At 63.2% G+C, this 21,569-nt stretch carries 18 protein-coding genes; 8 read left to right on the forward strand and 10 right to left on the reverse strand.

The window, feature by feature from the left end; genetic code table 11:
* Positions 1-184: 184 nt before the first annotated feature.
* From PFZ56_RS20350 to PFZ56_RS20360, 3 genes are read right to left on the reverse strand one after another with little or no spacing between them, the layout of a single operon-like run.
* Positions 185-1,498, reverse strand: coding sequence for an FAD-binding oxidoreductase (locus tag PFZ56_RS20350; protein ID WP_170002977.1), 1,314 nt, complete (start codon positions 1,496-1,498; stop codon positions 185-187).
* Positions 1,495-2,583 carry a polyamine ABC transporter substrate-binding protein gene (locus PFZ56_RS20355; protein ID WP_110651645.1) on the reverse strand — a complete coding sequence of 363 codons (1,089 nt, stop codon included), beginning with the start codon at positions 2,581-2,583 and terminating at the stop codon, positions 1,495-1,497. Before PFZ56_RS20355 ends, PFZ56_RS20350 begins: the two co-directional genes overlap by 4 nt.
* A gap of 48 nt (positions 2,584-2,631) precedes the next feature.
* Positions 2,632-3,990: a glutamine synthetase family protein gene (locus PFZ56_RS20360; protein WP_170002979.1), complete on the reverse strand. Its 1,359-nt coding sequence runs from the start codon at positions 3,988-3,990 to the stop codon at positions 2,632-2,634.
* Positions 3,991-4,153: 163 nt separating this feature from the next.
* Between PFZ56_RS20360 and PFZ56_RS20365 the strand changes: the two genes are divergently transcribed.
* The 3 genes from PFZ56_RS20365 (at position 4,154) to PFZ56_RS20375 (ending at position 7,487) form a co-directional block, all read left to right on the forward strand.
* Positions 4,154-5,062 (forward strand): helix-turn-helix domain-containing protein, encoded by a 909-nt coding sequence (locus PFZ56_RS20365; RefSeq protein WP_102879404.1) that lies wholly within the window; start codon positions 4,154-4,156, stop codon positions 5,060-5,062.
* Between the two features lie 147 nt (positions 5,063-5,209).
* Positions 5,210-6,448 (forward strand): DUF4010 domain-containing protein, encoded by a 1,239-nt coding sequence (locus PFZ56_RS20370; RefSeq protein WP_170002981.1) that lies wholly within the window; start codon positions 5,210-5,212, stop codon positions 6,446-6,448.
* Between the two features lie 115 nt (positions 6,449-6,563).
* Positions 6,564-7,487, forward strand: a complete 924-nt coding sequence (locus tag PFZ56_RS20375) for a universal stress protein (RefSeq protein ID WP_170002983.1) — start codon at positions 6,564-6,566, stop codon at positions 7,485-7,487.
* A 44-nt stretch (positions 7,488-7,531) separates the two neighbouring features.
* On the opposite strand, the gene PFZ56_RS20380 is transcribed toward PFZ56_RS20375, so the two are convergent.
* A complete protein-coding gene (locus PFZ56_RS20380; RefSeq protein ID WP_170002985.1) occupies positions 7,532-8,095 on the reverse strand; it encodes a GNAT family N-acetyltransferase in 564 nt (187 codons plus the stop codon).
* 257 nt (positions 8,096-8,352) lie between these two features.
* Here PFZ56_RS20380 and PFZ56_RS20385 point away from each other — a divergent pair, with 257 nt between their 5' ends.
* Both PFZ56_RS20385 and PFZ56_RS20390 read left to right on the forward strand, forming a co-directional pair.
* Positions 8,353-9,264 (forward strand): universal stress protein, encoded by a 912-nt coding sequence (locus PFZ56_RS20385; protein ID WP_170002987.1) that lies wholly within the window; start codon positions 8,353-8,355, stop codon positions 9,262-9,264.
* Positions 9,265-9,309: 45 nt separating this feature from the next.
* Positions 9,310-10,671: an MBL fold metallo-hydrolase RNA specificity domain-containing protein gene (locus PFZ56_RS20390; protein WP_170002989.1), complete on the forward strand. Its 1,362-nt coding sequence runs from the start codon at positions 9,310-9,312 to the stop codon at positions 10,669-10,671.
* An 11-nt stretch (positions 10,672-10,682) separates the two neighbouring features.
* Here the strand turns inward: PFZ56_RS20390 and fnr are convergent, their stop codons facing one another.
* Entirely contained in the window at positions 10,683-11,435 is a 753-nt protein-coding gene (fnr, locus tag PFZ56_RS20395) for a fumarate/nitrate reduction transcriptional regulator Fnr (protein ID WP_170002991.1), read from the reverse strand.
* Between the two features lie 217 nt (positions 11,436-11,652).
* On the opposite strand from fnr, the gene PFZ56_RS20400 reads away from it, so the two are divergent.
* Complete coding sequence (locus tag PFZ56_RS20400; protein WP_170002993.1) at positions 11,653-13,059, forward strand: hypothetical protein; 1,407 nt, start codon at positions 11,653-11,655, stop codon at positions 13,057-13,059.
* Positions 13,060-13,071: 12 nt separating this feature from the next.
* A complete protein-coding gene (locus PFZ56_RS20405; protein WP_170002995.1) occupies positions 13,072-15,351 on the forward strand; it encodes a P-loop NTPase fold protein in 2,280 nt (759 codons plus the stop codon).
* A gap of 91 nt (positions 15,352-15,442) precedes the next feature.
* Here PFZ56_RS20405 and PFZ56_RS20410 read toward each other — a convergent pair whose 3' ends face one another.
* The 3 genes from PFZ56_RS20410 to PFZ56_RS20420 form a co-directional block, all read right to left on the reverse strand.
* Complete coding sequence (locus PFZ56_RS20410) at positions 15,443-16,150, reverse strand: peptidoglycan DD-metalloendopeptidase family protein (protein WP_102879395.1); 708 nt, start codon at positions 16,148-16,150, stop codon at positions 15,443-15,445.
* Between the two features lie 192 nt (positions 16,151-16,342).
* The gene (locus PFZ56_RS20415) at positions 16,343-16,885 is read right to left on the reverse strand and encodes a histidine phosphatase family protein (RefSeq protein ID WP_170003033.1); all 543 of its coding nucleotides are present in this window, start codon (positions 16,883-16,885) and stop codon (positions 16,343-16,345) included.
* 17 nt (positions 16,886-16,902) lie between these two features.
* Positions 16,903-17,973, reverse strand: coding sequence for an SDR family oxidoreductase (locus PFZ56_RS20420; protein WP_110595745.1), 1,071 nt, complete (start codon positions 17,971-17,973; stop codon positions 16,903-16,905).
* 179 nt (positions 17,974-18,152) lie between these two features.
* On the opposite strand from PFZ56_RS20420, the gene PFZ56_RS20425 reads away from it, so the two are divergent.
* Positions 18,153-19,034, forward strand: a complete 882-nt coding sequence (locus tag PFZ56_RS20425) for a LysR family transcriptional regulator (RefSeq protein ID WP_123390915.1) — start codon at positions 18,153-18,155, stop codon at positions 19,032-19,034.
* 19 nt (positions 19,035-19,053) lie between these two features.
* Here PFZ56_RS20425 and PFZ56_RS20430 read toward each other — a convergent pair whose 3' ends face one another.
* On the reverse strand, positions 19,054-21,057 hold the full coding sequence (locus PFZ56_RS20430) for a U32 family peptidase (RefSeq protein WP_170002997.1): 2,004 nt from the start codon (positions 21,055-21,057) through the stop codon (positions 19,054-19,056).
* Positions 21,058-21,180: 123 nt separating this feature from the next.
* Positions 21,181-21,561 (reverse strand): RidA family protein, encoded by a 381-nt coding sequence (locus tag PFZ56_RS20435; protein WP_102865077.1) that lies wholly within the window; start codon positions 21,559-21,561, stop codon positions 21,181-21,183.
* Positions 21,562-21,569 lie beyond the last annotated feature (8 nt).

The raw sequence follows: 21,569 nt of genomic DNA on the forward strand, positions 1-21,569 counted from the left end.
TGCTCAGGGCTGCGGCCGCCATCTGCCAGGTTCTGCTCCTCGCATCGACCCTGGAGCGCCCGGCATCCAGAATGAGCAGCCACAACGGATCAATGCGCTGTTGCTGGATTTTCCGCAGCGACGGCTCACCTGGAGAACCTGCCCGCCCCGTAGCAAGCGGGATGGGACCGGCGAAGGCGGGCGGTCAACCGAGCATTTCCCGCATCCGGTGCCAGAGCATGCCCAGGGCCAGCAGCGGTGCGCGCAGGGCTGGGCCGCCGGGGAAGGTCATGTGGGGCACGGCGCTGAACACATCCAGGCCATGGCTGTGCCCGGCATGGATGGCTTCGGCCAGCAGCCGTGCAGTCCAGTGGGTGACATTCAGGCCATGACCGGAATAGCCCTGGGCGTAGTACACGTTAGGGTACTGGTGCAGCCGACCTACCTGGGGGAAGCGATTGGCGGTGATGCCGATCTTGCCGCCCCATTGGAAGTCGATGGCCACATCGTTCAATTGGGCAAATACCTTGAGCATCTTCGGCCGCATGTAGGCGCCGATGTCCGCAGGATCTCGTCCTGAATAGTGGCAGGCACCGCCGAACAGCAGGCGTCGATCCGCCGTCAGCCGGTAGTAGTCCAGGCCCACTTTCTGGTCGCACAGCGCCAGGTTCTGCGGGATCAACTGTGTCGCCAACTCCTCAGGCAATGGCTCGGTGGTGATGATGTAGCTGCCGGCGGGCAGCACCTTGCCGCTCAGGCGTGGCTCCAGTTCATCCAGGTGGGCGTTGCATCCGAGCACCAGGCTGGCGGCGCGCACGGTGCCTGTGGCGCAACGCACCTCGACGCGGTTGCCATGCACCAGCTCCAGCACCGGGCTCTGTTCGAAGATCCTTACCCCTAGGGACGCCGCGACCCGCGCTTCCCCCAGCACCAGCTTGAGTGGGTGCAAATGCCCCGAACCCATGTCCACCAGGCCCCCGGCATAAACCGGGGAGTCCACCACCTGATGCATGTCCTGAGGCGCCACCAGGCGGGTAGGGTGGCGGTAGCCCAGGCTCGCCAGATGCTCCTGTTCTGCCTGGAACGCCGCGAACTGGGCCCGGGTATTGGCCAGCTCGCAGAAGCCCCAGCGCAGGTCGCAATCGATGCCGTGTTCGGCGATGCGCTGGCGCACCACCTCCACTGACTCGATCCCGGCATGCTCAAGGTATTTCACCCCCTCCTTGCCGACGTAGCGGGCAAAGCCGCTGACGTCATGGCCAATGCCGCGGATCAGTTGGCCGCCATTGCGCCCACTGGCGCCCCAGCCAATGCGCCGGCCTTCCAGGAGAATCACCGACAGCCCGCGCTGGGCCAGTTCGATGGCGGTGTTGACCCCGGTGAAACCGCCGCCGATGACACAGACATCGGCGCTCAGGTCCCCGTCCAGGGACGGGTAGCCGGGCAGGCTGCCGGCGGAGGCGGCGTAGTAGGAGCGGGCGTGCCCATTGGCACTGCCCGAAAGGTTTGGCTGAATCATTTGTTGGACTTCACTTTGCTCCAGGAACGGGTCATCAAGCGCATGATGGCCGGCGACTGGGTGGTGGAAATGTACAGTTTGTCGAGCACGTCCTGAGGCGGGTACACCTCGGGATTGTTCACCAGCTCGGCGTCCATGTACGGCTGGGAGGCCGGGTTGGGGTTGGCATAGCCGACATAGCCGCTGACCTTGGCGATCACTTGCGGGTCCAGCAGGTAATTGATGAAGGCGTGAGCCTCCTTGACGTTGCCGGCATCGGCGGGAATCGCCAGCAGGTCGAACCACAGGTTGCTGCCTTCCTTGGGAATGGCGTAGGCGATGTTCACCCCGTTCTTGGCTTCCTTGGCCCGATTGGCGGCCTGGAACACATCCCCGGAGTAGCCGAAGGCGATGCAGATATCACCGTTGGCCAGGTCCGAGACGTACTTGGAGGAATGGAAGTAGGTGATGTACGGGCGCAGGGTCAGCAGCTTGGCCTCGGCTTTCTTGTAGTCCTCGGGATTTTCACTGCGCGGGTCCAGCCCCAGGTAGTTGAGCACCGCCGGAAATACCTCGTCCGAAGAGTCCATCATCGACACCCCGCACTGCTGGAGCTTCTTCAGGTTCGCAGGCTCCAACAGCACCGCCCAGGAGTCGATGCGCTCGATGCCCAGCACCTGCTTGACCTTGTCGACGTTATAGCCGATGCCGTTGGTGCCCCACAGGTAGGGCACCGAGTACTGGTTGCCGGGGTCGTTCTGCTCCAGCAGCGCCAGCAGCTTGGGGTCCAGGTTCTTCCAGTTGGGCAACTGCGAGCGGTCCAGCTTGAGGAACGCGCCGGCCTTCACCTGGCGCGCCAGGAAATGGTTGGAGGGCACCACCACGTCGTAGCCGGTGCGCCCGGCCAGCAACTTGCCCTCCAGGGTTTCGTTGGAGTCGAACACGTCGTAGATCACCTTGACCCCGGTTTGCCCCTGGAAGTCGGCGAGGGTGGTCTGGCCGATGTAGTCGGTCCAGTTGTACACGCTGACACTGGGTTGTGCCTGGACGGCGGCGCTCATCAAGGCCGCCAGTGCTGCCGGGATCACTGCTTGCAAAAGACGCATATCGACACCTCTTCGGGTTGTTTTTATTGATTGCAGAAGGTGGGGAAATCAGACGCTGAGCAGCAGGAACTCGCGTTCCCAGGAGCTGATCACGCGCTTGAAGTTCTCGTGTTCGGCGCGCTTGACCGCCACATAGCCACGGACGAACTTGCGCCCCAGGTAGTGCTCGATGGTCGGGCAATCCTCCATGTGCGCCAGGGCGTCCTCGATGGTGATCGGCAGGCGCAGGTTGCGGCGTTCATAGGCCCGGCCTTCCACCGGGGCGCTGGGCTCGATGCCCTCGACCATGCCCAGGTAGCCGCACAGCAGGCTGGCGGCAATCGCCAGGTAAGGGTTGGCATCGGCGCCGGGCAGGCGGTTTTCCACGCGCATGGCATCGGGGCTGGCGGTGGGCACACGCAGGCCGACGGTGCGGTTTTCCTCGCCCCATTCGACGTTCACCGGGGCCGAGGTGTCCGGCAAAAAGCGGCGGAACGAGTTGACGTTGGGGGCGAACATCGGCAGCACCTTGGGGATGTACTTCTGCAGGCCGCCGATGTGGTGCAGGAACAGCTGGCTCTTCTGCCCATGTTCGTCGACGAAGATCGGCTTGCCGGTGGCGATGTCCACCACGCTCTGGTGCAGGTGCATGGCGCTGCCGGGCTCATCGGCCACCGGCTTGGCCATGAAGGTGGCGGTGACGTTGTGCTTGAGCGCGGCCTCGCGCAGGGTGCGCTTGAACACGGTGATCTGGTCCGCCAGATCCAGGGCGTCGCCGTGGCGGAAGTTGATTTCCATCTGTGCCGGGCCGTCTTCGTGGATCAGCGTGTCCAGGTCCAGGCCCTGGGCTTCGCACCAGTCGTAGACATCCTCGAACAGCGGGTCGAACTCGTTGGCGGCATCGATGGAGAACGACTGGCGGCCGCTTTCCGCCCGTCCCGAACGGCCCAGGGGCGCCTTGAGCGGCAGGTCCGGGTCTTCGCAGCGCTGGGTCAGGTAGAACTCCATTTCCGGGGCGACGATCGGCTGCCAGCCCTTGTCGGTGTATAGCTGCAGCACTTTTTTCAGCACGTTGCGCGGCGACAGCTCGATGGGGTTGCCGAACTTGTCGAAGGTGTCGTGGATGACGATGGCCGTGGGCTCGATAGCCCAGGGCACCAGGTAGATCGATGACGAGTCGGGGCGGCAGATCATGTCGATGTCCGCCGGGTCCAGCAGTTCGTAGTACAGGTCGTCGTCGACAAAATCCCCGGTTACCGTTTGCAGCAGGACACTTTCCGGCAGGCGCATGCCGCGCTCATGCAGGAACTTGTTGGTGGGCGCGATCTTGCCGCGGGCAATGCCGGTCAGGTCGCTGACCACGCACTCTACTTCGGTAATCTTGTGATCTTTCAGCCAGGAGGAAAGCTGATCGAAAGGGGCGTTCATAAAGACCTCGATGATTGGTTTTGTCTGCACCGAGGTGAGCGGGAGTATCCCGGCAAGGCTTCCCCTGCGGCGCATTGGCGACTATCTTGGGCGAGCCTTGTTGTTCCATCTATCCACTTTAAGCAGCACCAAAGCGCACCAAAAGAGTGCGCAAGGTCCCCCGATGACAGCGTCCAATCCGCTTCAGGTCCAAGCCTTCAACACCTTCGATGTCGCCGATCAGATCCGTGCCACCCCGGGTTGGGTCCAGCACTACCAGCAGATGTCCCCCGGGCATTTCAACGGCCTGGTGCGCTACCTCGACCTGCAGGGCGTAGAGATCTACGAGGAGTGCATGAACACCCGGGTCGAGCAGAATTTCAGTGCCCCGCAAGGCGCCTTGGCGTTCTGTTTCGATCGCAGCGACAACGCCCTCTACCTGCTCAATGGCGAGAGCCGCAACATCTGGATCACCCCGGAGAACTACCAGGAAGTGGCAGTGGTGTTCGGCCCCGAATTCGTCCAGCGCCAGGGCCTGGGAGTGGAACGCCTGGAGGGTCTGTTCATGGCCCCGCTGACCAACCAGCAGAATGCCCTGTTCTGCCGCTGGCTGAGCGCCACCTTGACCCGCCTGTCCCAGACCCTCGACCCACCCAGCCGCGAAGCGCTGACCCAGCAACTGCTGGACGACTGCCTGTACATCCTCGACAACGCCTGCGTGCGCCTGGACCCGGGCAGCCTGCAACGGCGCAACGAGGAGCGGGGCATCATGCAGCGGGTGGCGCAATGGGCCGCCGACGTGCCCGAAGAAACCCTCAACCTGCTGGAACTGTCCCAGGTGGCCGGGGTCTCCCTGCGCCAGCTGCAGAGTGCGTTCAAGGCCTTTACCGGCATGGCCCCCAGTCAATGGCTGCGCCTGCGCCGACTCAACAGCGCACACCGGGAGTTGCTCAGCCGTGGCCCTGGCGAAACCACCGTGGCCGAGGTGGCGATGCACTGGTCGTTCTGGCACCTGGGACGCTTCTCCAGCAGCTATCGAGCGCTGTTCAAGGAGTTGCCCAGCCAGACTCTGAAACGCCATGGCCGCGCCTGACCCATAGCGAAGAAGCCCGCAAACCCTGCATCGCCCTCAACACGGTCTTCGCCGGCAAGCCGGCTCCTGCAAGGCGCTGGGCGGCCGATTCGCGAAAGCGCCGGCAGCGCTCTATTCTCGGTGTGGGCTGTCTTCCTGGGGGGCGCAATGCTTGAAACCATCGACCTGACCAACGCCGCCGCGGCCCTGGGGATCGGCATGCTGGTGGGCCTGGAGCGCGAGCGGCGCAAAGGGCAGGGGCCTCAGCGTGGCAGCGCCGGGTTGCGTACCTTCGCCATCACCGCGCTGTTGGGGTTCATCGGCCAGCGAGTCGGCGGCCCGCTGCTGCTGGCCTCGCTGGCCATTGCTGTGGCCGGGTTGGTGACGGTGGCCTATTGGCGCAACGAGCAAGAGGACCCGGGGGTCACCAGCGAAGTGGCGCTGCTGGCGGTGCTGATCCTCGGGGCCTTATGTGGCACGGCCCCGGAGCTTGCGCTGGCCATCGCCGTTGTCATGACCGCCTTGCTGGCCTATCGACAGACACTCCATCACTTTGTGCGCAGTCAGTTGAGCGACCGGGAAATCGCCGATGGTCTGACCCTGCTGGTGGCGGCGCTGGTGATCCTGCCATTGGCGCCCGACCGGTTCATCGGTCCCTATGGCGCCTTCAACCTGCGCACCATAGGCACCCTGACCGTGCTGTTGATGGCGGTGGGCGCCTTGGGACATGTGGCGGTACGAGCCCTGGGCACCCATTACGGGTATGCCCTGAGCGCCGTAGCGTCGGGGTTCGTGTCCAGCACCTTGACCATCGTCTCCATGGGCCAGCGGGTCGCCAACGCGCCGCAGCAGGTCCGGACCCTCGGCGCGGCGGCGATTCTCTCCAACCTGGCCACGGTGGCGCAGATCGGCCTGATTCTGGCGACGGTCGATAGCGCGCTGCTGCAGGCCATGTGGCTGCCCCTGTTGCTGGGGGGCGCGAGCACGGCCCTGTATGCCGCCTGCCTGATGTTTCCCCGCACCGATCCCGGCAGCGTCGAACCGGTCAGCGACAAGGGCGCGTTCAATCCCAAGCTGGCCTTGATCGTGGCCCTGACCATGAGCGCCATCACCTTCGCGTCTTCGCTCATGCTCAACTACTTCGGGCAGTTGGGGGTGATGTTGACTGCGTTGATTAGCGGTTTTGCCGATGCCCATGCGTCCACGGCGTCCATTGCTTCGCTGGTCAAGTCCGGGCAATTGCCCGGCGCGGCCATCGGCAGTGTGGTGATGCTGGCCGTCAGCAGCAACGCACTCAGCAAGTGCGTGCTGGCAGCCATCAGTGGCGGACGCCGCTTTGCCCTCTACGTCGTTCCAGGGCAGGTGCTGTTGACCCTGGCGATGTGGGGCGGCGTCTGGCTGCAGTAACCAGGCCCTGGAAAAAAACGCGACGCCTGACAAAGATCAACTCGCCTCTGGCCAGAGCGCTCAGTCTTGAGTGCCCCTTGCGGTTTTTTTTCAAGCGCTTGAGCCGAGGTGAACCATGTCGCAAACACCACGTTTACTCTTGATCGCGCCCCAGCAGATGCAGCGCACCGCGGCTTTCGAGCGCACTGCGCAACTGGCCAAGGCCTTGCAACTGCCGGTGCACATGGTCGCCCTGGATCATCTTCAGGCGCTGACGCTGGCAGGGCTGTTCGACAGCGGCCAGGCCGAGCAATTGCAGGTGGCCTATCTGCAACAGCACCGGCAATGGCTGGAACAACAGGCGCAACCGATGCGCGAGCAGGGCCTGCAGGTGACGTGCGAGGCGCTGTGGGTCACCCAGCCGTATCAGGCGATCCAGGAGTTCGCCAATGAAATGCCCCTGGCCCTGATCATCAAGGATGCCCATGCCGAGTCGGCGATGCGGCGGATCTTCTATACCCCGCTGGACTGGCAACTCTTGCGCGACTGCACCTTGCCGGTGCATCTGGTGACCGAAGCCCGCCACCCGCGGCCGCGGCGGGTGCTGGCGATCATCGACGTGCTGCGCAGCGAAGTGCAGGACTTGCAGTTCAACGATCAGATCGTCGACGCGGCGGTAAAACTGGCCGAGCAGTGCGACGCCGAGCTGGACCTGCTGCATGTGTATGACTGGGTGGCGGTCTATGCCAAGGACACCGGCGCCGGCGCGCTGTCCTTGGCCAGTGGTTTGTATGAAGCCCTGGGCGCGGCGCAACACGAGGTTTATCGCGCGCTGGCGGAGCGCCACGGCGTGCCCCCGGAACGCAGTCACTTCATTGAAGGCATGCCGCTGCAGCAAATCTGCCGCTTCGCCGAGGAGCATCAGAGCGATGTGATTGTCATGGGCACCACCCAGCACCGTGGTGTGCACAAGCGCCTGGGCAGCACGGCCGAGCACCTGCTGTTGCAGGCACCCTGCAGTATCTGGGCGGTCAAGCCAGCGCGCGAACCCCAGCAGTGACAGGGGCCGGCCACGCCCGCCATGGGGTGGCGTGGCAGCTCGGGTCAGAGGAACAGGCGGTGCACCACCTGATGGGCATCGTCGGGATCGGTACGGGTGGTGAAACCCAAGGCAGCGGCCAGCTCACGCATCGACTGGTTGTTGGCGCTGTCCACTGAATACATCTGCTGAAAACCATGCTGGCGGGCTGCGCGGATCAGGTGGGTCATCAGCAATGAGCCCAGGCCCAGGTGTTGCCATTCATCGGCGACAGTGACCGCGCATTCGCATTGATCGCCGGTGGCGGCGGCATAACGACTGACGCCGATTTCAATCAGTTTGCCGTTTTCATGCACCAGGGCTATGTACGCCAGGCGCTGCTTGCCATCGACGTCCATCAACTGGTTAAGCATGGCGGTATCGGGCTCCTTAATCTGGGCCAGAAAACGCATGTGCCGGGAATCGGCGGACAGCCGCTTGATGAAATCGTATTCGCGCTGCCGATCCTGCTCCGTCAGGGGCCTGATCAGCACGTGGCGGCCATCATCAAGGGCTTCGATCCAGTGCTGACCGGTCACGCAGCCATAGGCTGCGGCGGCCTGGTCATTGTGTTCTTTGATGCTGAACATGTGGGCGATCCTCTAGGGATGATCAAGCGTGGCCCGCGACCCCGGGCCGCGTGGTTCCTATCCTTTACGCCTGTTGCAGGGGGCAGGATCTGATCTGGATCAGACGCGGCTCAGGGGGGCTGGTTTTCACTGCCGACGCGGCGTTAACCCGCCGCTTTGTGATTTTTATCAAGCCGGCGGCGCGGGTGGCGAGCATCATCGAGGCATCGGCTGGGGGCGCCCTGGCCGTTGTTCAGTGCGCCGTCCGGGAGGTGCCCATGTCCACACTGCAACGCGTGCTATTGATTGCACCTACGGCCCTGTCCCGCAGCCCGGCATTTGATCGCGCAAGCGGGTTGGCCCGGGCCTTGGGCGCCAGTTTGCACATCGTCGCCTTTGACTTCGTCGAGGTGCTGGAGGTGGCGGGGCTGTTCGATCATCAAGCCATGGCCCAGGCCCGGGAAGGCTACCTGCAGGTGCATCGGCATTGGCTGGAACAACAGGCCCGCTTCGAGCGGGCCCACGGTTTGCAGGTGAGCACCGAGGTGCTGTGGGCCAAGGCTCGCTTGCAGGAGATTCTCGACTATGTGAGCGACTACCACCCGGACCTGGTGGTCAAGGACGCCCAGCCGGTGCCAACCCTCAGGCGCATCTTCTACCAGCCTCTGGACTGGTTGCTGCTGCGCGAGCTGCGCCAGCCATTGCACCTGGTGACGGACTGTCGGCACCCCTTGCCGTTGAAGGTATTGGCCGCCCTGGACCTGTCCCATCTGGAATACCTGACCCAGGGCCTGAATCAACGCATTCTCGAGATGTGCGCGACCCTGGCCAAACACTGCGGTGCCCGGGTGCACTTGCTGAATGTGGTGGATTGGGCCACTGAGAACGCCACCGGCCTGCCGATCTACAGTCCTGACACCAACATCAGCTTGCGTGATGCGGTGAATGATGCACAGCAGGAAGCGTTCGAGACCCTGGCCGAGCGCTACGCCATTGCCCCTGAGCACTGTTATCGCCTGGAGGGTGTGCCGCATCAGGTCATCGCACGCTTTGCCGCCGACAACGATTTCGACCTGATGGTCCTCGGGCGTGTGCATCGCCGGGGCTTGCAACGCTTCATCGGCTCCAGCGCCGAGCAACTGCTGTATCACACACCTTGCAGCCTGATGCTGGTGGAGCCTCAGGAGTGAGATCGGGCTTGAGCCGTGGCCCTGCCCGGCGGCCAGGAGATGACGATGCGCATTAGTTTTCTCGGTGCCGCCGGCACTGTCACCGGCAGCAAATACCTGTTGCAGCACGAGGGCCGGCATGTGCTGGTGGACTGCGGGCTGTTCCAGGGCTACAAGCAACTGCGCCAGCACAACTGGGAGGCCTTTGGCCTGCCACTGCGTGAACTGGATGCCATTGTCCTGACCCATGCTCACCTTGATCACAGCGGTTACCTGCCGGTGCTGGTGCGCAACGGCTATCGCGGGCCGGTGTATGCCACGGCGGCTACCTGCGAGTTGGCGAAGATTCTGCTGCGCGACAGCGGTCGCCTGCAGGAAGAGGAGGCGGCCTATGCCAATCGTCATGGCTATTCCAAGCACTCCCCGGCATTGCCGCTGTATACCGAGCGCGATGCCGAGCAGGCCCTGAAACTTCTGCACCCGGTGCAACTGCAGCACCGAGTGGAGGTGGTGCCGGGGATGCACATTCAATTGCGCGGTGCCGGGCATATTCTTGGCGCCGCCACGGTCCAGGTGGATGCCGCAGGCATGGCACTGGTGTTCTCCGGCGACCTGGGACGCATGCAGGACCCAGTGATGTTCGCCCCGCAAAGCATCGAACAGGCCGACTACCTGCTGGTGGAGTCGACCTATGGCGATCGCCTGCATTCCCGGGACGACCCCGAGCAGCAACTGGCTGACGTCATCAACCGCACCGCCCAGCGTGGCGGCATCACCCTGGTGCCGTCCTTTGCCGTGGGCCGCGCGCAGTTACTGATGTATCACCTGTATCGCTTGCGCCAGCGCCAGGCGATTCCCGACCTGCCCATCTACCTCAACAGCCCGATGGCCACCGACGCCACCCATCTGTACCAGCGCTTTCGCAGTGACCACCGGCTGTCCCGGGAAGAGTGCGAAGGCATGTGCCATGTCGCGCACATCGTGCGCAGCACCCAGGAATCCATGGCCCTGGACTCGCTCAAGACCCCGGCGGTGATCATCGCCGCCAGCGGCATGGCCACCGGCGGTCGGGTGCTGTACCACCTCAAGGTACTGGCGCCCGACCCCGCCAACAGCCTATTGATTCCCGGGTTCCAGGCCGGCGGCACCCGTGGTGCGCAGATCATCGCTGGCGCCGAGTCGGTGCGTATCCATGGCCGGGAAGTGCCGATCCGCGCCGAGGTCACGGCCATGCAGAGCCTCTCGGCCCATGCTGATGCCGACGAGATCATGCAATGGCTGCGAGGCTTCAAGCGCCCGCCGAAACACACCTACGTGGTCCACGGCGAGGCCAACGCCGCCGACACCTTGCGCCGGCGCATCAGCCTGGAACTGGGCTGGTCGGTGTCGGTGCCGGAATATCGGGACAGCGTGGAGTTGCAGCCTTGAGGGGCGGGGGACTATTCCCTGGCGGCGTTATGACAACCCGCCACCCGCTGTTTCAGGCCTTCCAGATCGAGGATCTGGACCTGCTTGCCATCGATGATCACCAAGCCCTGATCCCGCAGATGAGCGATGCACCGGCAAATGGTTTCCAGGCGCAGGCCCAGGTAGGAGCCGATCTCCTCGCGGCGCATGCGCAGGACAAAGGCCCGTGACGAATAGCCCCGCAGGCTCAGGCGTTGCGACAGATTGAGCAGAAAGGCCGCCAGACGCTCGTCGGCGTTCATGTTGCCCATCTGCAGCAACATGCTGTGATCACGCACGATCTCCCGGCTGAGGATCTTGTTCAGGTTGTGCTGCAGCGAAGGCAGGGCCTGGGACAGCTGTTCCAACTGGGCAAAGGGAATCGGGCACACCTCGCCATCTTCCAGGGCAAAGGCGCTGCAGGCGTGCAGGTTGCTGCTGATGGCATCCAGCCCGAGAATCTCCCCGGCCATCTGGAACCCGGTGACCTGTTCACGACCGTCCACCGACAGCACGCTGGTCTTGAAGAACCCCAGGCGCACCGCGTACAGCGAGCTCAAGGGATCGCCGGCGCGATACAGCGTGTGGCCTTTCTTCACCCTGACCCGTTGCAGGATCAAGGTGTCCAGGCGTTCTACCTCCTGGTGGCTGAGGCCCAGGGGCAAACACAATTCCAGAACGCTGCAACTTGAGCAGGCGGCTTTGAGGTACTGCACCTGGATAGGGCGTGTCTCGAATGGCGGCATGGGGGGCTCGCTGCAGTTGAGTCGGCTCAGGCCAGAGGAGGAGGGCGAGCCTGGTGATTGAATGTAGACCGATGCGGCCCGGGGAGCACGGTTAAACGGTTTTATCATTCGCCGGTGGCGCCTGACGCTGATCCGGAGCGAGCAAGAGAAGGGGGATGGCAATACGCCATAAAGCATTTAAAGTGAGCGCCCCCTCTCCCATGTTCAAGGATTGACGATGCGCAGGACTGGATTCTGGACCCGTTGCCAAACGACTTTGCTGACAAGCTGCCTGCTTAGCCTGCCATTGGCGGTACTAAGCCTTGAGACTCAGGCAGCGGAGCCTGATTTCATCACCCTGGTGATCGAGAACGAAGGCGACTATCCCATCACGTTTGAGCCGCCATTCCACGTCGATTCTTCGGATTTCGAGCGCAAATACCCGGTAAGCGTGCCCAAATACGCTACCGCCAAGGGCCTTGAGTCCGGTCCCGTGGTGATCGGCGCGCGCCAGCAGGGCATGCTGGTGATGGCCTTGAGCAAGCCGATGTTCAACATCCTCGATATCTTCAGCAAGGACTGGGGTTTCAACCTCAAGTTCTGCCAGGAGCGTGGGGCCTGTGACGAAGCCCGGCTCAGCGGGACCATCCGCTCCACCACCAGCTTCAACTGGAACCAGTCGAACAACTTCAGCCAAGCCCAAGTCAGCGACATGACCAACGACGAGCTGGAGGCCTATGCCAAGACCAAGGCCATGATCTCGGGCATTCTGACCACCCTGGGCAGCGTTCTCGGCCTGCCGATCGGTGCGGGCGGCATGATCGGTGGCCTGCCGGATGCGCAGAACTTCAAGGTGACCCTGAAGCAGCAATGCAATGCACGCTTCTCGATGAACCTGGAGCCTTCGCTGGCACAGAACGGCGATTTTCTCGTCGACTTGCGGGTCAACCGCGTGCTGCCCAGCGACATGACCAACTTCAACGGTTTTGTCATCGACGACAGCGCTGTGGTCGGCAAGGGGTTGCGCCTGGTGGAAAACAACTGCCGCGATGGCCGGCAAGCCCAGTGCCTGATCAGATTCAACGGCGGCACCGATATCAAGAACCTCAACACCACCGAGTTCTCCGTCACCGATCGCGCCGGTTGCATCGCCGGCGACAAGCTGGCCTATTCCCAGGGCGCGTTCATGCTCAGCAACAAGGTCGGCTTCCCAGTGCGCTACACCCTGTTCATCAAGGACCGCATGGTCGACAACGGCGAAGTCTGGCCCGACCAGAACAAGGACCTGCGCCAGTTGGTGGGCCAGGTCATGGCCACCGTCGGCGACCAGGAATGCCCGCAGGCCCAGGACCCCTGGATGGGTGGGCGGCGCATGGGTGTCTGCCCGTTGCGCCTGGAAGTCCAGGGTGACGGTGGCCCGGGGCTCAAGGGCAGTCTGCGTTGCAGCCTGTCCATGCGCCAGGGCACCGTGGGCGACCCCAATGCCGACTACATGAACCTCTACAGCCTGACCGGTTGCACCCCGGCCATGCCGGCGTCCATCAGTCCGGTGGCCGGTTTCTACCAGATGGACGTCAAGCGTCTGGTGCCCCTCAGTGGCATGCACAAAATGATTTCCATCGAGCTGATCAAGCCGCAGCAGTAAGGACGTAAGCAGATGTCAGCCACACAGGCTTTTACCGCCCCGGGCGGGCACGACGCGGCGCTGACCCGACGCGACGACGACCTTCTGGACCGCTGGCCGGTGGCCAAGCTGGTCTATCGCATGATCACCGCGACGCCCTTGGGCTGGTCGGCGCGGATCGGCCTCTATGGTCAGTGGGGCAGCGGCAAGACCAGCGTGCTGAATTTTCTGCAGCTCATAGCAGAGGAGAAGGACGACATCGTAGTGCGGCTTCCCGCGTGGCGCACCACCGGGGAGCAGGAGTTCATCGTGCAGTTCTATCTGGCGCTGGCGGATACACTGCAACGTTCAGGTGTTGGCGAACCCTTCAAGCACTGGACCAAGCGCCAGTCGAAAAAGATCGCCGAGATCCTGGGAAAAGCCGCCAATAAAACCGCTGACCTCAAACTGCCCGAGTCGGCCAGCTACAGCGAAATCGTAACCTTGGCCGCCGGCGCGGCAGGGTTGGTCTTCGAGAAACTGAGCGAAATACTGCAACTGGAAAAAAGCGACCTGGATGCCCTGCGCAAGCAACTGGGCGATAGACGCATCATTGTCTTTGTCGACGACCTCGACCGTGCCGATCCCCGGATGCTCCCGACGACCCTGTTGACGCTGCGGGAACTTCTGGACTGGCCGGGATTTGTCTTTGTCCTGGCCTTCGACAAGGACGTGGTGGGCAAGGCACTTTGCTCCTATTCCGAAGCCTTCGGCGAGTCGGCCCAGCACTTTCTGGACAAGATCATCGATGTACCGGTGACCCTGCCCGAGCCAAGCCCGAAGCAGGTGCAGCGAATGGTCGCCAGGAACCTGAAATACTGCTGCCCATTCCTGCCTGACACGGCCATCGCGCAGACCGCCGAGTGGTTTCCCACCAATCCGCGCCAGGCCAAACGCATCTGCCGCAGCTTGTCGGTGTTTGGCGCGGCGGCTGATCGACATGCCGAGGGGCAACTGGACTGGCGCGGAATCATCCTGCAGACCATCTTGCGTGAGACCGAGCCCAAGGTGGCCCAGGTGGTTGAAGAGCACCTGCTGGGTTTCCACTCGGCCTTTAGTGCCAGCGTGTTCGGCAATGCCAATAACGCCAAACAGGAGCAGCACAAGCAAGCAGCGCTCAATGCCGCGCAATGTCCCAAGGATGAAGTTAATAACAAGCGCCTGTGGAAATTGATCGAAGAGCTGGGCCGTGCCAGAAGCAAACTGACTTTGGCAAACATTCACTATGAGATGAGCCTGGCGGTCCGCGAGGTGGAGTTCACCATTCCCGAGTTTTCCCGGTTGGTGAAATCCTGGGGTGAATTCCAGGACGTCCAGACCCTCAACGACTTCATTCGTGATGCGGCCAGTCGTAGCGATGAAGGTGAGGTCGCAGTGGCCAATGCCATGCTCAATATGGCGAATTTTCAGTATGGCGAGCAGTTGGGCAGAGCCGGGGCCTTCTACTCACAGGAAGCGTTCGAGCGAGCGATGCGCGGCGCCGCAGAGCTCCTGAGATTGATCGAGTTCTGTTACTCGACCGAGATTGAAGGGGCCATGTCCACGGCGCGCGGCGACTATGAAGTGTGCATTGGCTTTATCAGGAGCTTTTTTGGAAGCGTTGCCAAAGACGCTAGCGCATCTGAAAGGGCGCTCCGTGAGCGCGAGCTGCGACTGGCGGCGATCATTGCCGCTCGGTGCGATGATCCGCAGCGCCTGTATCTGGATGCCGAACCTTTTCAGGGCTCCCTGCGTGTTCCTTCCTGGGAATTTTCTCGTGCGCGCGAGGACTATGTGACAGCGTTGCAAGAGGTACTCGCGCCTCGTTTGATACGCCGTGCCATCCATGTGTTCGCCATACCCAATGGCGTCATGAATGCACTGATCCTGGATGATGCGCGGCTCAAGTGGGTACTGACAGAAGAGCGCTCCCCCCTGTATACGCAGGCATGCAAAGAGCTGGGATGTGCTGCCTTGAAGCAACTGATCGAGACCCCTCAGGACCTGGGCAGCAGGGAGGTACTGGCGAAGAATGCCCTGTCCTATCTGGATGCGTTTATTACTCGCTGGGAGTCTGCCTCCACTAGTGCAGAGCAGGCCAAGCCCTATCTGGAGTATATCCAGTTGGCTTGGCAGGCCCTCTGCCAGCTGGAACCAACCATACAGACACGGGTGCATCTGAATAAACTAAAGTCGCAGCTTGAACGGCAGGTGGCGATCCCGGGGTTCCTGGGTACTCCCACCTGGTGGGATGACGAACCCAATGACATCGAGCACGAACTGCGAGGCATTTGACTCCGCGCAGCCTCCGCTCAATAGCGCGAGAGGCCATCGCCCCGGGTTTCGTTGACGTGCCTTGGCCCCGGGCGCAGGGGGCTTGTTGCACTCACCCCGGCGGCAACAACCGCAATGGGTCCACCGGTACGCCGTTGGCGCGGATTTCGAAGTACAACTGGGCGCGGTCGGTGTCCTGGGACCCGGCCTCGGCAATCTTCTGGCCCTTGATCACCATCTGGCCTTCCTTGACCACCAAGCGGCTGTTGTAGGCGTAGGTGCTGGTGTAGGAGGGGCCGTGCTGGAGGATCATCAGGTTGCCGTAACCGCGCATGTAGCCGGCGAACGCCACTTTGCCGCCCAGGGTGGCGTGGATGGGCTGGCCCTGAGTGGTGGCGATGCGGATGCCCTGGTTGAGCTTGCCGGTGGGGGAGAAACGGCCGATCAGCACCCCGCGCAGCGGCCAGCTCCAGCCTTGCAGGGTGACCTTGGGCATCGGCGGGGCGGGCGGTGCGGCCTTGACCTTGCTCTTGCTGGCGGTGCTGCGCGACTTGCTGCTGACCACGCGGGTGGTCCTGGTCGCGCCGCCAACCCGCAGCACCTGGCCGACTTCCACGGTGTAGGGCGCCTTGAGGCCGTTGAGCCGCGCCACTTCCTTCCAGTTGGTGCCATTGCGGCTGGCGATCGAATACAGCGTGTCGCCACGCTTGACCCGGTATTCACCGGCCTTGAGCGGCCCAGTGCCGCCAGGGCTGGAGGAATTGGAGCTGCAGGCCGATACCGCCAGCAGTAGTGCAATCAATAGAAGTCTTACCAACACACGGCAACCATTAAGTCCTGATAAAGCCCTGCAGCTCGAGCTGCCCGCGACGCGCCAGGCAAGCCGGCAACTATACCTGTTTGCGGCTTGAGAGGCGCGTTATAGACCGCAACATGCAGCGTTAAATTCAATGATTGTGTTGCTGGTTGAGCGCTGGGCCATCAAGCGTCAGGACTTATGACGCCGCAACGATCAGGCAGTGCTACGCCGATACACCGTCGCACTCCAATAGCGGCTGCCGGCGCGTTCTTGGCGACGCCAACCGGCGCCAGCCAGCTGTTTGCCAATCAGCCGATTCATCCAGCCATGGCCGAGCAACAGCACGGGGCCCTGCTGGGTCAGGGACTGAAGTTGCAGGGCGGCGGCTGCCGCCCGACTCCGGGCCGCAGTGGCGGTTTCGACGTGCCTGGAGTAACCGCAGCACCACAGGATTCGCAGAATGACCGCCCAGGTAATAGGTGACAGGCGTGGTTGTCGCCAAGGTCCATAAGGCAGTTGCGCCTCGCAGAACAGTGGGTCCACCAAGGTCGGTTGCAGCCCCAGGGCCTGCACCGATGCCAGTGCTCGAGGAGCGCTGCTGGAGACAATCACGGCGGCGCTGGCGGCCAGTTGCAGACTGGATGGTGGGGCCGGGTGCGCAGTGATTGCCGAGCGATCGTAGTCCTGGATCCAGCCCTGCATGTCGAGTGCTGAAATTCTGTCGTTCGCTATGCCTTCGGGTTGACCGTGACGCATGAGGATGATGGTGCTGTTCAAGGTCTGGTTACGTCCTGCTTGGTGCGGTTCGAGGAATGGGCGGCCGGCGCCTGTCTGGGAAGCCAGCCATGGTCCTGATACCAGGCCAGGGTATCGCTGATGGTGCGTTCCAGGGACCGGAAGCTCAGGTCCAGTTCCTGTTCGCTCTTGCTCGGGTCGAAACGGCTGCGACCGGATTCCTGAAGCATTAGACGCACCGTGGCCAGGCTCAGCAACACCGGCTTGCCGGTCAAGCGGGCATAGAGTTCCTGCACCGCCGCCAAGGTATAGAGCAAAGGGACTGGCAACGGGCGCACTGGGGTCCTGACGCCAGCGACACGCCCCAGCAGCGGTACCAGTTCGGCCATGGTCATGTGCCGGCCCGCCGCCAGGTAGCGTTCGCCCCGGCGTCCCTGGCGCGCGGCGGCAATCTGCGCCAGTGCCACATCGCGGGCGTCGACCACTGAGAAACTGCCTGGAACCAGGCCGGGCAGGCGGCCAAGCACCACGTCGTTGAGCAATTGTCCGGAGGACGTCGGCCCGATGTCTCCGGGGCCCCACATCCAGCCGGGCAGAACCATGCAGGCATGCATCTGCGGATGGCTCTCGAGGAACGCCAGCACTGCTTGATCGGCGAGGATCTTGCTGCGGTAGTAGTCATCCGCATCGGCGGGGTCACGCAGGCACGTCTCGTCGATCAGTTGGCCGGGCTCGCCCTTGAGCACGGCAATCGACGAGGTGTGGATGAAGCGGCGGATACCGGCGCTGTAGGCCCGCTCCAGTAAGCGCTGGGTGCCCAGGACGTTGATCTTCTGCAGTTGTTCCCAGTGACTGCCACCCTTGTAGTTGTCGCGAAAGAACGCCGCGGTATGAAACAGCGTGTCGCAGCCATGCAGTGCAGCGGCGAACCAGTCGACATCGGCCATGTCGCCCACCACCAGTTCCAACCCTGGCAGCGAACCGAACTGCTGTTCACCCTTGGCTCTTGAACGTACCAGGGCCTTGACCTGGCAGCCTCGGGCCAGCAGTTGCCGGACCAGATTGTTGCCCAGCAGGCCAGTGGCCCCGGTGACAAAGGTGTAATGCATTTCAGGGCGATAGCCGGCATCGGCGTTCGCTTGGGTGCGGTGTTCGGGGGCAGTGCTCATACGGTCCGTTCCATGGGTTTGGAGGGCGCTAGATATACCTTGGCCAGCACCACGGAAAAACAGCGAGTCCTGCATAATGGCTTTGCGAATTTGCAAAGCGACCAGCAGGGAGTAGGGCTTTGGAAGCGAATTGGGATGATCTGCGCCTGTTGCTGGCGGTCTGGCGGCGCGGCAGTTTTCTGCAGGCCGGCCAATTGCTGGGGGTGGCGGCCTCGACGGTGTCCCGTCGCTTGAGCCAATTGGAAACGGCCCTGGGCGAGCCACTGCTGCAAAGAGGTGTCGAGGGCTGTTGGCTGACGCCGCGGGGACAATCACTGGTGGAAGTCGCCCTGGCCGCAGAGGAAGGGCTGAGGCGCCAGAGCACTGTGGGCCTCACGCAGTCGCAGAGCGAACTGCGCGGCAGCATCCTGGTCAGTGCAGGCGAGGGCTTTGCCCCTTGGGTGCTGGAGGCAGCCCATCGGGTGACGTCGGTTCATCCAGGCTGCTCGGTGGAGCTGCAGGTGAGCGCCGAGTTTCACAAGCTGGCCCGCGGCGTGGCGGACATCGCGGTGCGCACTGCGCATCAGGGTGAGCCTTCGCTGATCTATCGCGCATTGGGCAAGCTTGAGTATGGCGTGTTCGCCAGTGCTGACTTGTTGCGCAGGTGCCCGGACATCACCCCGGCGACGGCCGCCACCATCGGCTTGCTTCCACCCCTGGACAACCTGCCGCAGATGCGCGCGGCCAAGGCCGCAGGCCTTGAGGGCCGGCAGATCAGGGTGAGTTCGTTCACGACTCAGGTCGAGGCGGTACGGCGCGGGATGGGGATTGCGGTCATGCCGCGGATTCTGGGGCGCGATCTGGTGGAGCTGTTTGCGTCGATGACGTTTCCAGCGATGGAGATCTATCTGGTGACCCGGCCTCAAGCCTTGAAGCAGGCGCATATCAAACACTGCTTCGAGGTTCTGGAGCAGGTTTTGAGTGAGGCACTGGCGCCTGGACAACCCGGCGCAATCCCTTAGGACTGCGCCGGTGCGTCACTCAGTGCGGCGCGCGGGGAATGGTCTTGAGCAGGTCTTCGGGGCTGATGTGGCCGACGACGGCTTCGGCGGCGGCGCTGCCCGGCAGCGGCAGGTCGAGGATGTGGCCCTTGATCTTGCCCACGACGTGCATTTCGCAGGGCTTGCAATCGAACTTCAAGGTCAGTACTTCGTCACCGTGCACCAGTTGCATCGGTGCCACCTTGGTGCGCACGCCGGTTACGCCCTTGGCCTGCTTGGGGCACAGGTTGAAAGAGAAACGCAGGCAGTGCTTGGTGATCATCACCGGCACGTCGCCGTGTTCCTCGTGGGCCTCGAAGGCAGCATCGATCAGTTGCACGCCGTGGCGGTGGTAGAAGTCGCGGGCCTTCTGGTTGTAGACGTTGGCCAGGAACGACAGGTGCGACTCCGGGTACACCGGCGGCGGGTTGCTTTCGGCCTTGCGCGTGCCCCGTGGATGAGCCGCGACGCGGGCCGTGTCCAGCGCTTCGATGACTTCCCGGCGCAGGGCCTTGAGCTGGGAATTGGGGATGAAGTACGCCTGGGGCGCATCCAGCTTGATGTCCGTGGCGTGGTAGAGGGTGGTGCCCAGTTGCCCCAGCAGGTCCTGCAGCTGCCCGAGGGCCTGCTCCAGCTTGTTGGCCACGCCGAACGGACCGTCCAGGGTGACGCTGGCGCTGATGCCTTCTTCGCTGGTGGCGGTCAGTTGCAGGCTTTCTTCACGCAGGGTGGCCAGCCAGGACAGGCCAATGCGCCGCTCGGCGGAGGTACGGGTCAGGGCCTGCTGCCAGTTGTGGTCGAGGTTGCGGCTCAGCGGATGGTTGGGCCGCAGGCGCTGCAGGGCTTCGGGCATCTCGTTGGGCTCGACCCGATAGCGGTAGCGTTTCTCGCCATCTTCTTCGAATTCGCCACGGGCTTCGGCGATGTTGGCGCGAAAACCCACCACCTCACGCTTGACCAGCAGGTTGAGGCCGTCGCCATTGGACAGCGGCTCGAAGGTCACCACTTGCAGGTCGCGCTTGCCGACTTTTTCCACGGTGCCCACTGGCAGGCCGGTGAAGGTCGGAGAGTCGAAGGCGCCGATGTCGATCTTGCGCTCGCTGACGAAGTAGTCGGTGCTGCCACGGTGAAAGGTCTTGTCCGGATCGGGGACGAAGAAGTGCGCGGTGCGGCCGCTGGAGGCGCGGGCCAGGTCCGGACGGTCTTCGAGGACGTCGTCCAGGCGCTGACGGTAGTAGGCCGTGATGTTCTTCACATAGGCCATGTCCTTGTAACGCCCCTCGATCTTGAACGAACGCACGCCGGCTTCCACCAGGGCGCGGATGTTGGCGCTCTGGTTGTTGTCCTTCATCGACAGCAGGTGCTTCTCGTAGGCGATCACGCCGCCGTGCTCGTCTTTCAGGGTGTAGGGCAGGCGGCAGGCCTGGGAGCAGTCGCCGCGGTTGGCGCTGCGGCCGGTCTGGGCGTGGGAGATATTGCACTGGCCGGAAAAGGCCACGCACAAGGCACCGTGAATGAAAAACTCGATGGCCGCGTCGGTTTCGGCGGCGATGGCGCTGATTTCCTTGAGGTTCAGTTCACGGGCCAGCACCAGTTGGGAGAAACCGGCCTGGTCGAGGAACCTGGCCCGCTCCAGGGTGCGGATATCGGTCTGGGTGCTGGCATGCAGCTCGATGGGCGGAATATCCAGCTCCATCACCCCCAGGTCCTGGACGATCAACGCATCGACACCCGCGTCGTACAACTGATGGATCAGCTTGCGCGCCGGCTCCAGTTCGTTGTCGTGGAGGATGGTGTTGAGGGTGGTGAACACCCGGGCGTGATAGCGGCGGGCGAACTCCACCAACTGGGCGATCTCGCCCACCTCGTTGCTGGCGTTGTGACGGGCGCCGAAGCTCGGGCCACCGATGTACACCGCATCGGCGCCATGCAGGATGGCTTCGCGGGCGATGGCCACATCGCGGGCAGGGCTGAGCAGTTCCAGGTGATGTTTGGGCAAGGACATGTTTTTTTAGTCAGGCTTATCAGGATCAAGGCGCGCATTGTAGCGGCGAAACGCGTGCCCGGCACCCGTATGCTGCCCGGTGGCGGCCACGCATTGCGCGCAGCCGCGAATAAACCCGCGGCGTCAGGCCTTGGCGGCCATCGCGGTGACTTCCACGCGCATGCCTTCCACCGCCAGAGCGGCCACGCCAACGGCGGCGCGCACCGGCCAGGGCTTGGCGAAGAAACGTTGGTAGACCTCGTTGAACGCGGCGCGGTCGGCCATGTCGGTGAGGTAGATGGTCAGGTGCATGACCCGGTCCATGGAACTGCCGGCCCGTTCCAGGGCGACTTTCAGCGCCTGCAGGGTGCATTCGCTCTGCAGGGTGATGTCCCCCAGTTCCAGGCTACCGTCGGCGCGGGTCGGGATCTGGGTGGAAACCAGGATGCCGTTGAACGCGGCGACGTCGGAGGAGATGGAGTCCGCGTCCGGGTCGGGGGTGAAGATGAGGTCTGGGTTGGCCATGGGGGTCT

Origin of the sequence: Pseudomonas danubii (genome assembly GCF_042980055.1) — a bacterium.
Taxonomy (GTDB): domain Bacteria; phylum Pseudomonadota; class Gammaproteobacteria; order Pseudomonadales; family Pseudomonadaceae; genus Aquipseudomonas; species Aquipseudomonas danubii.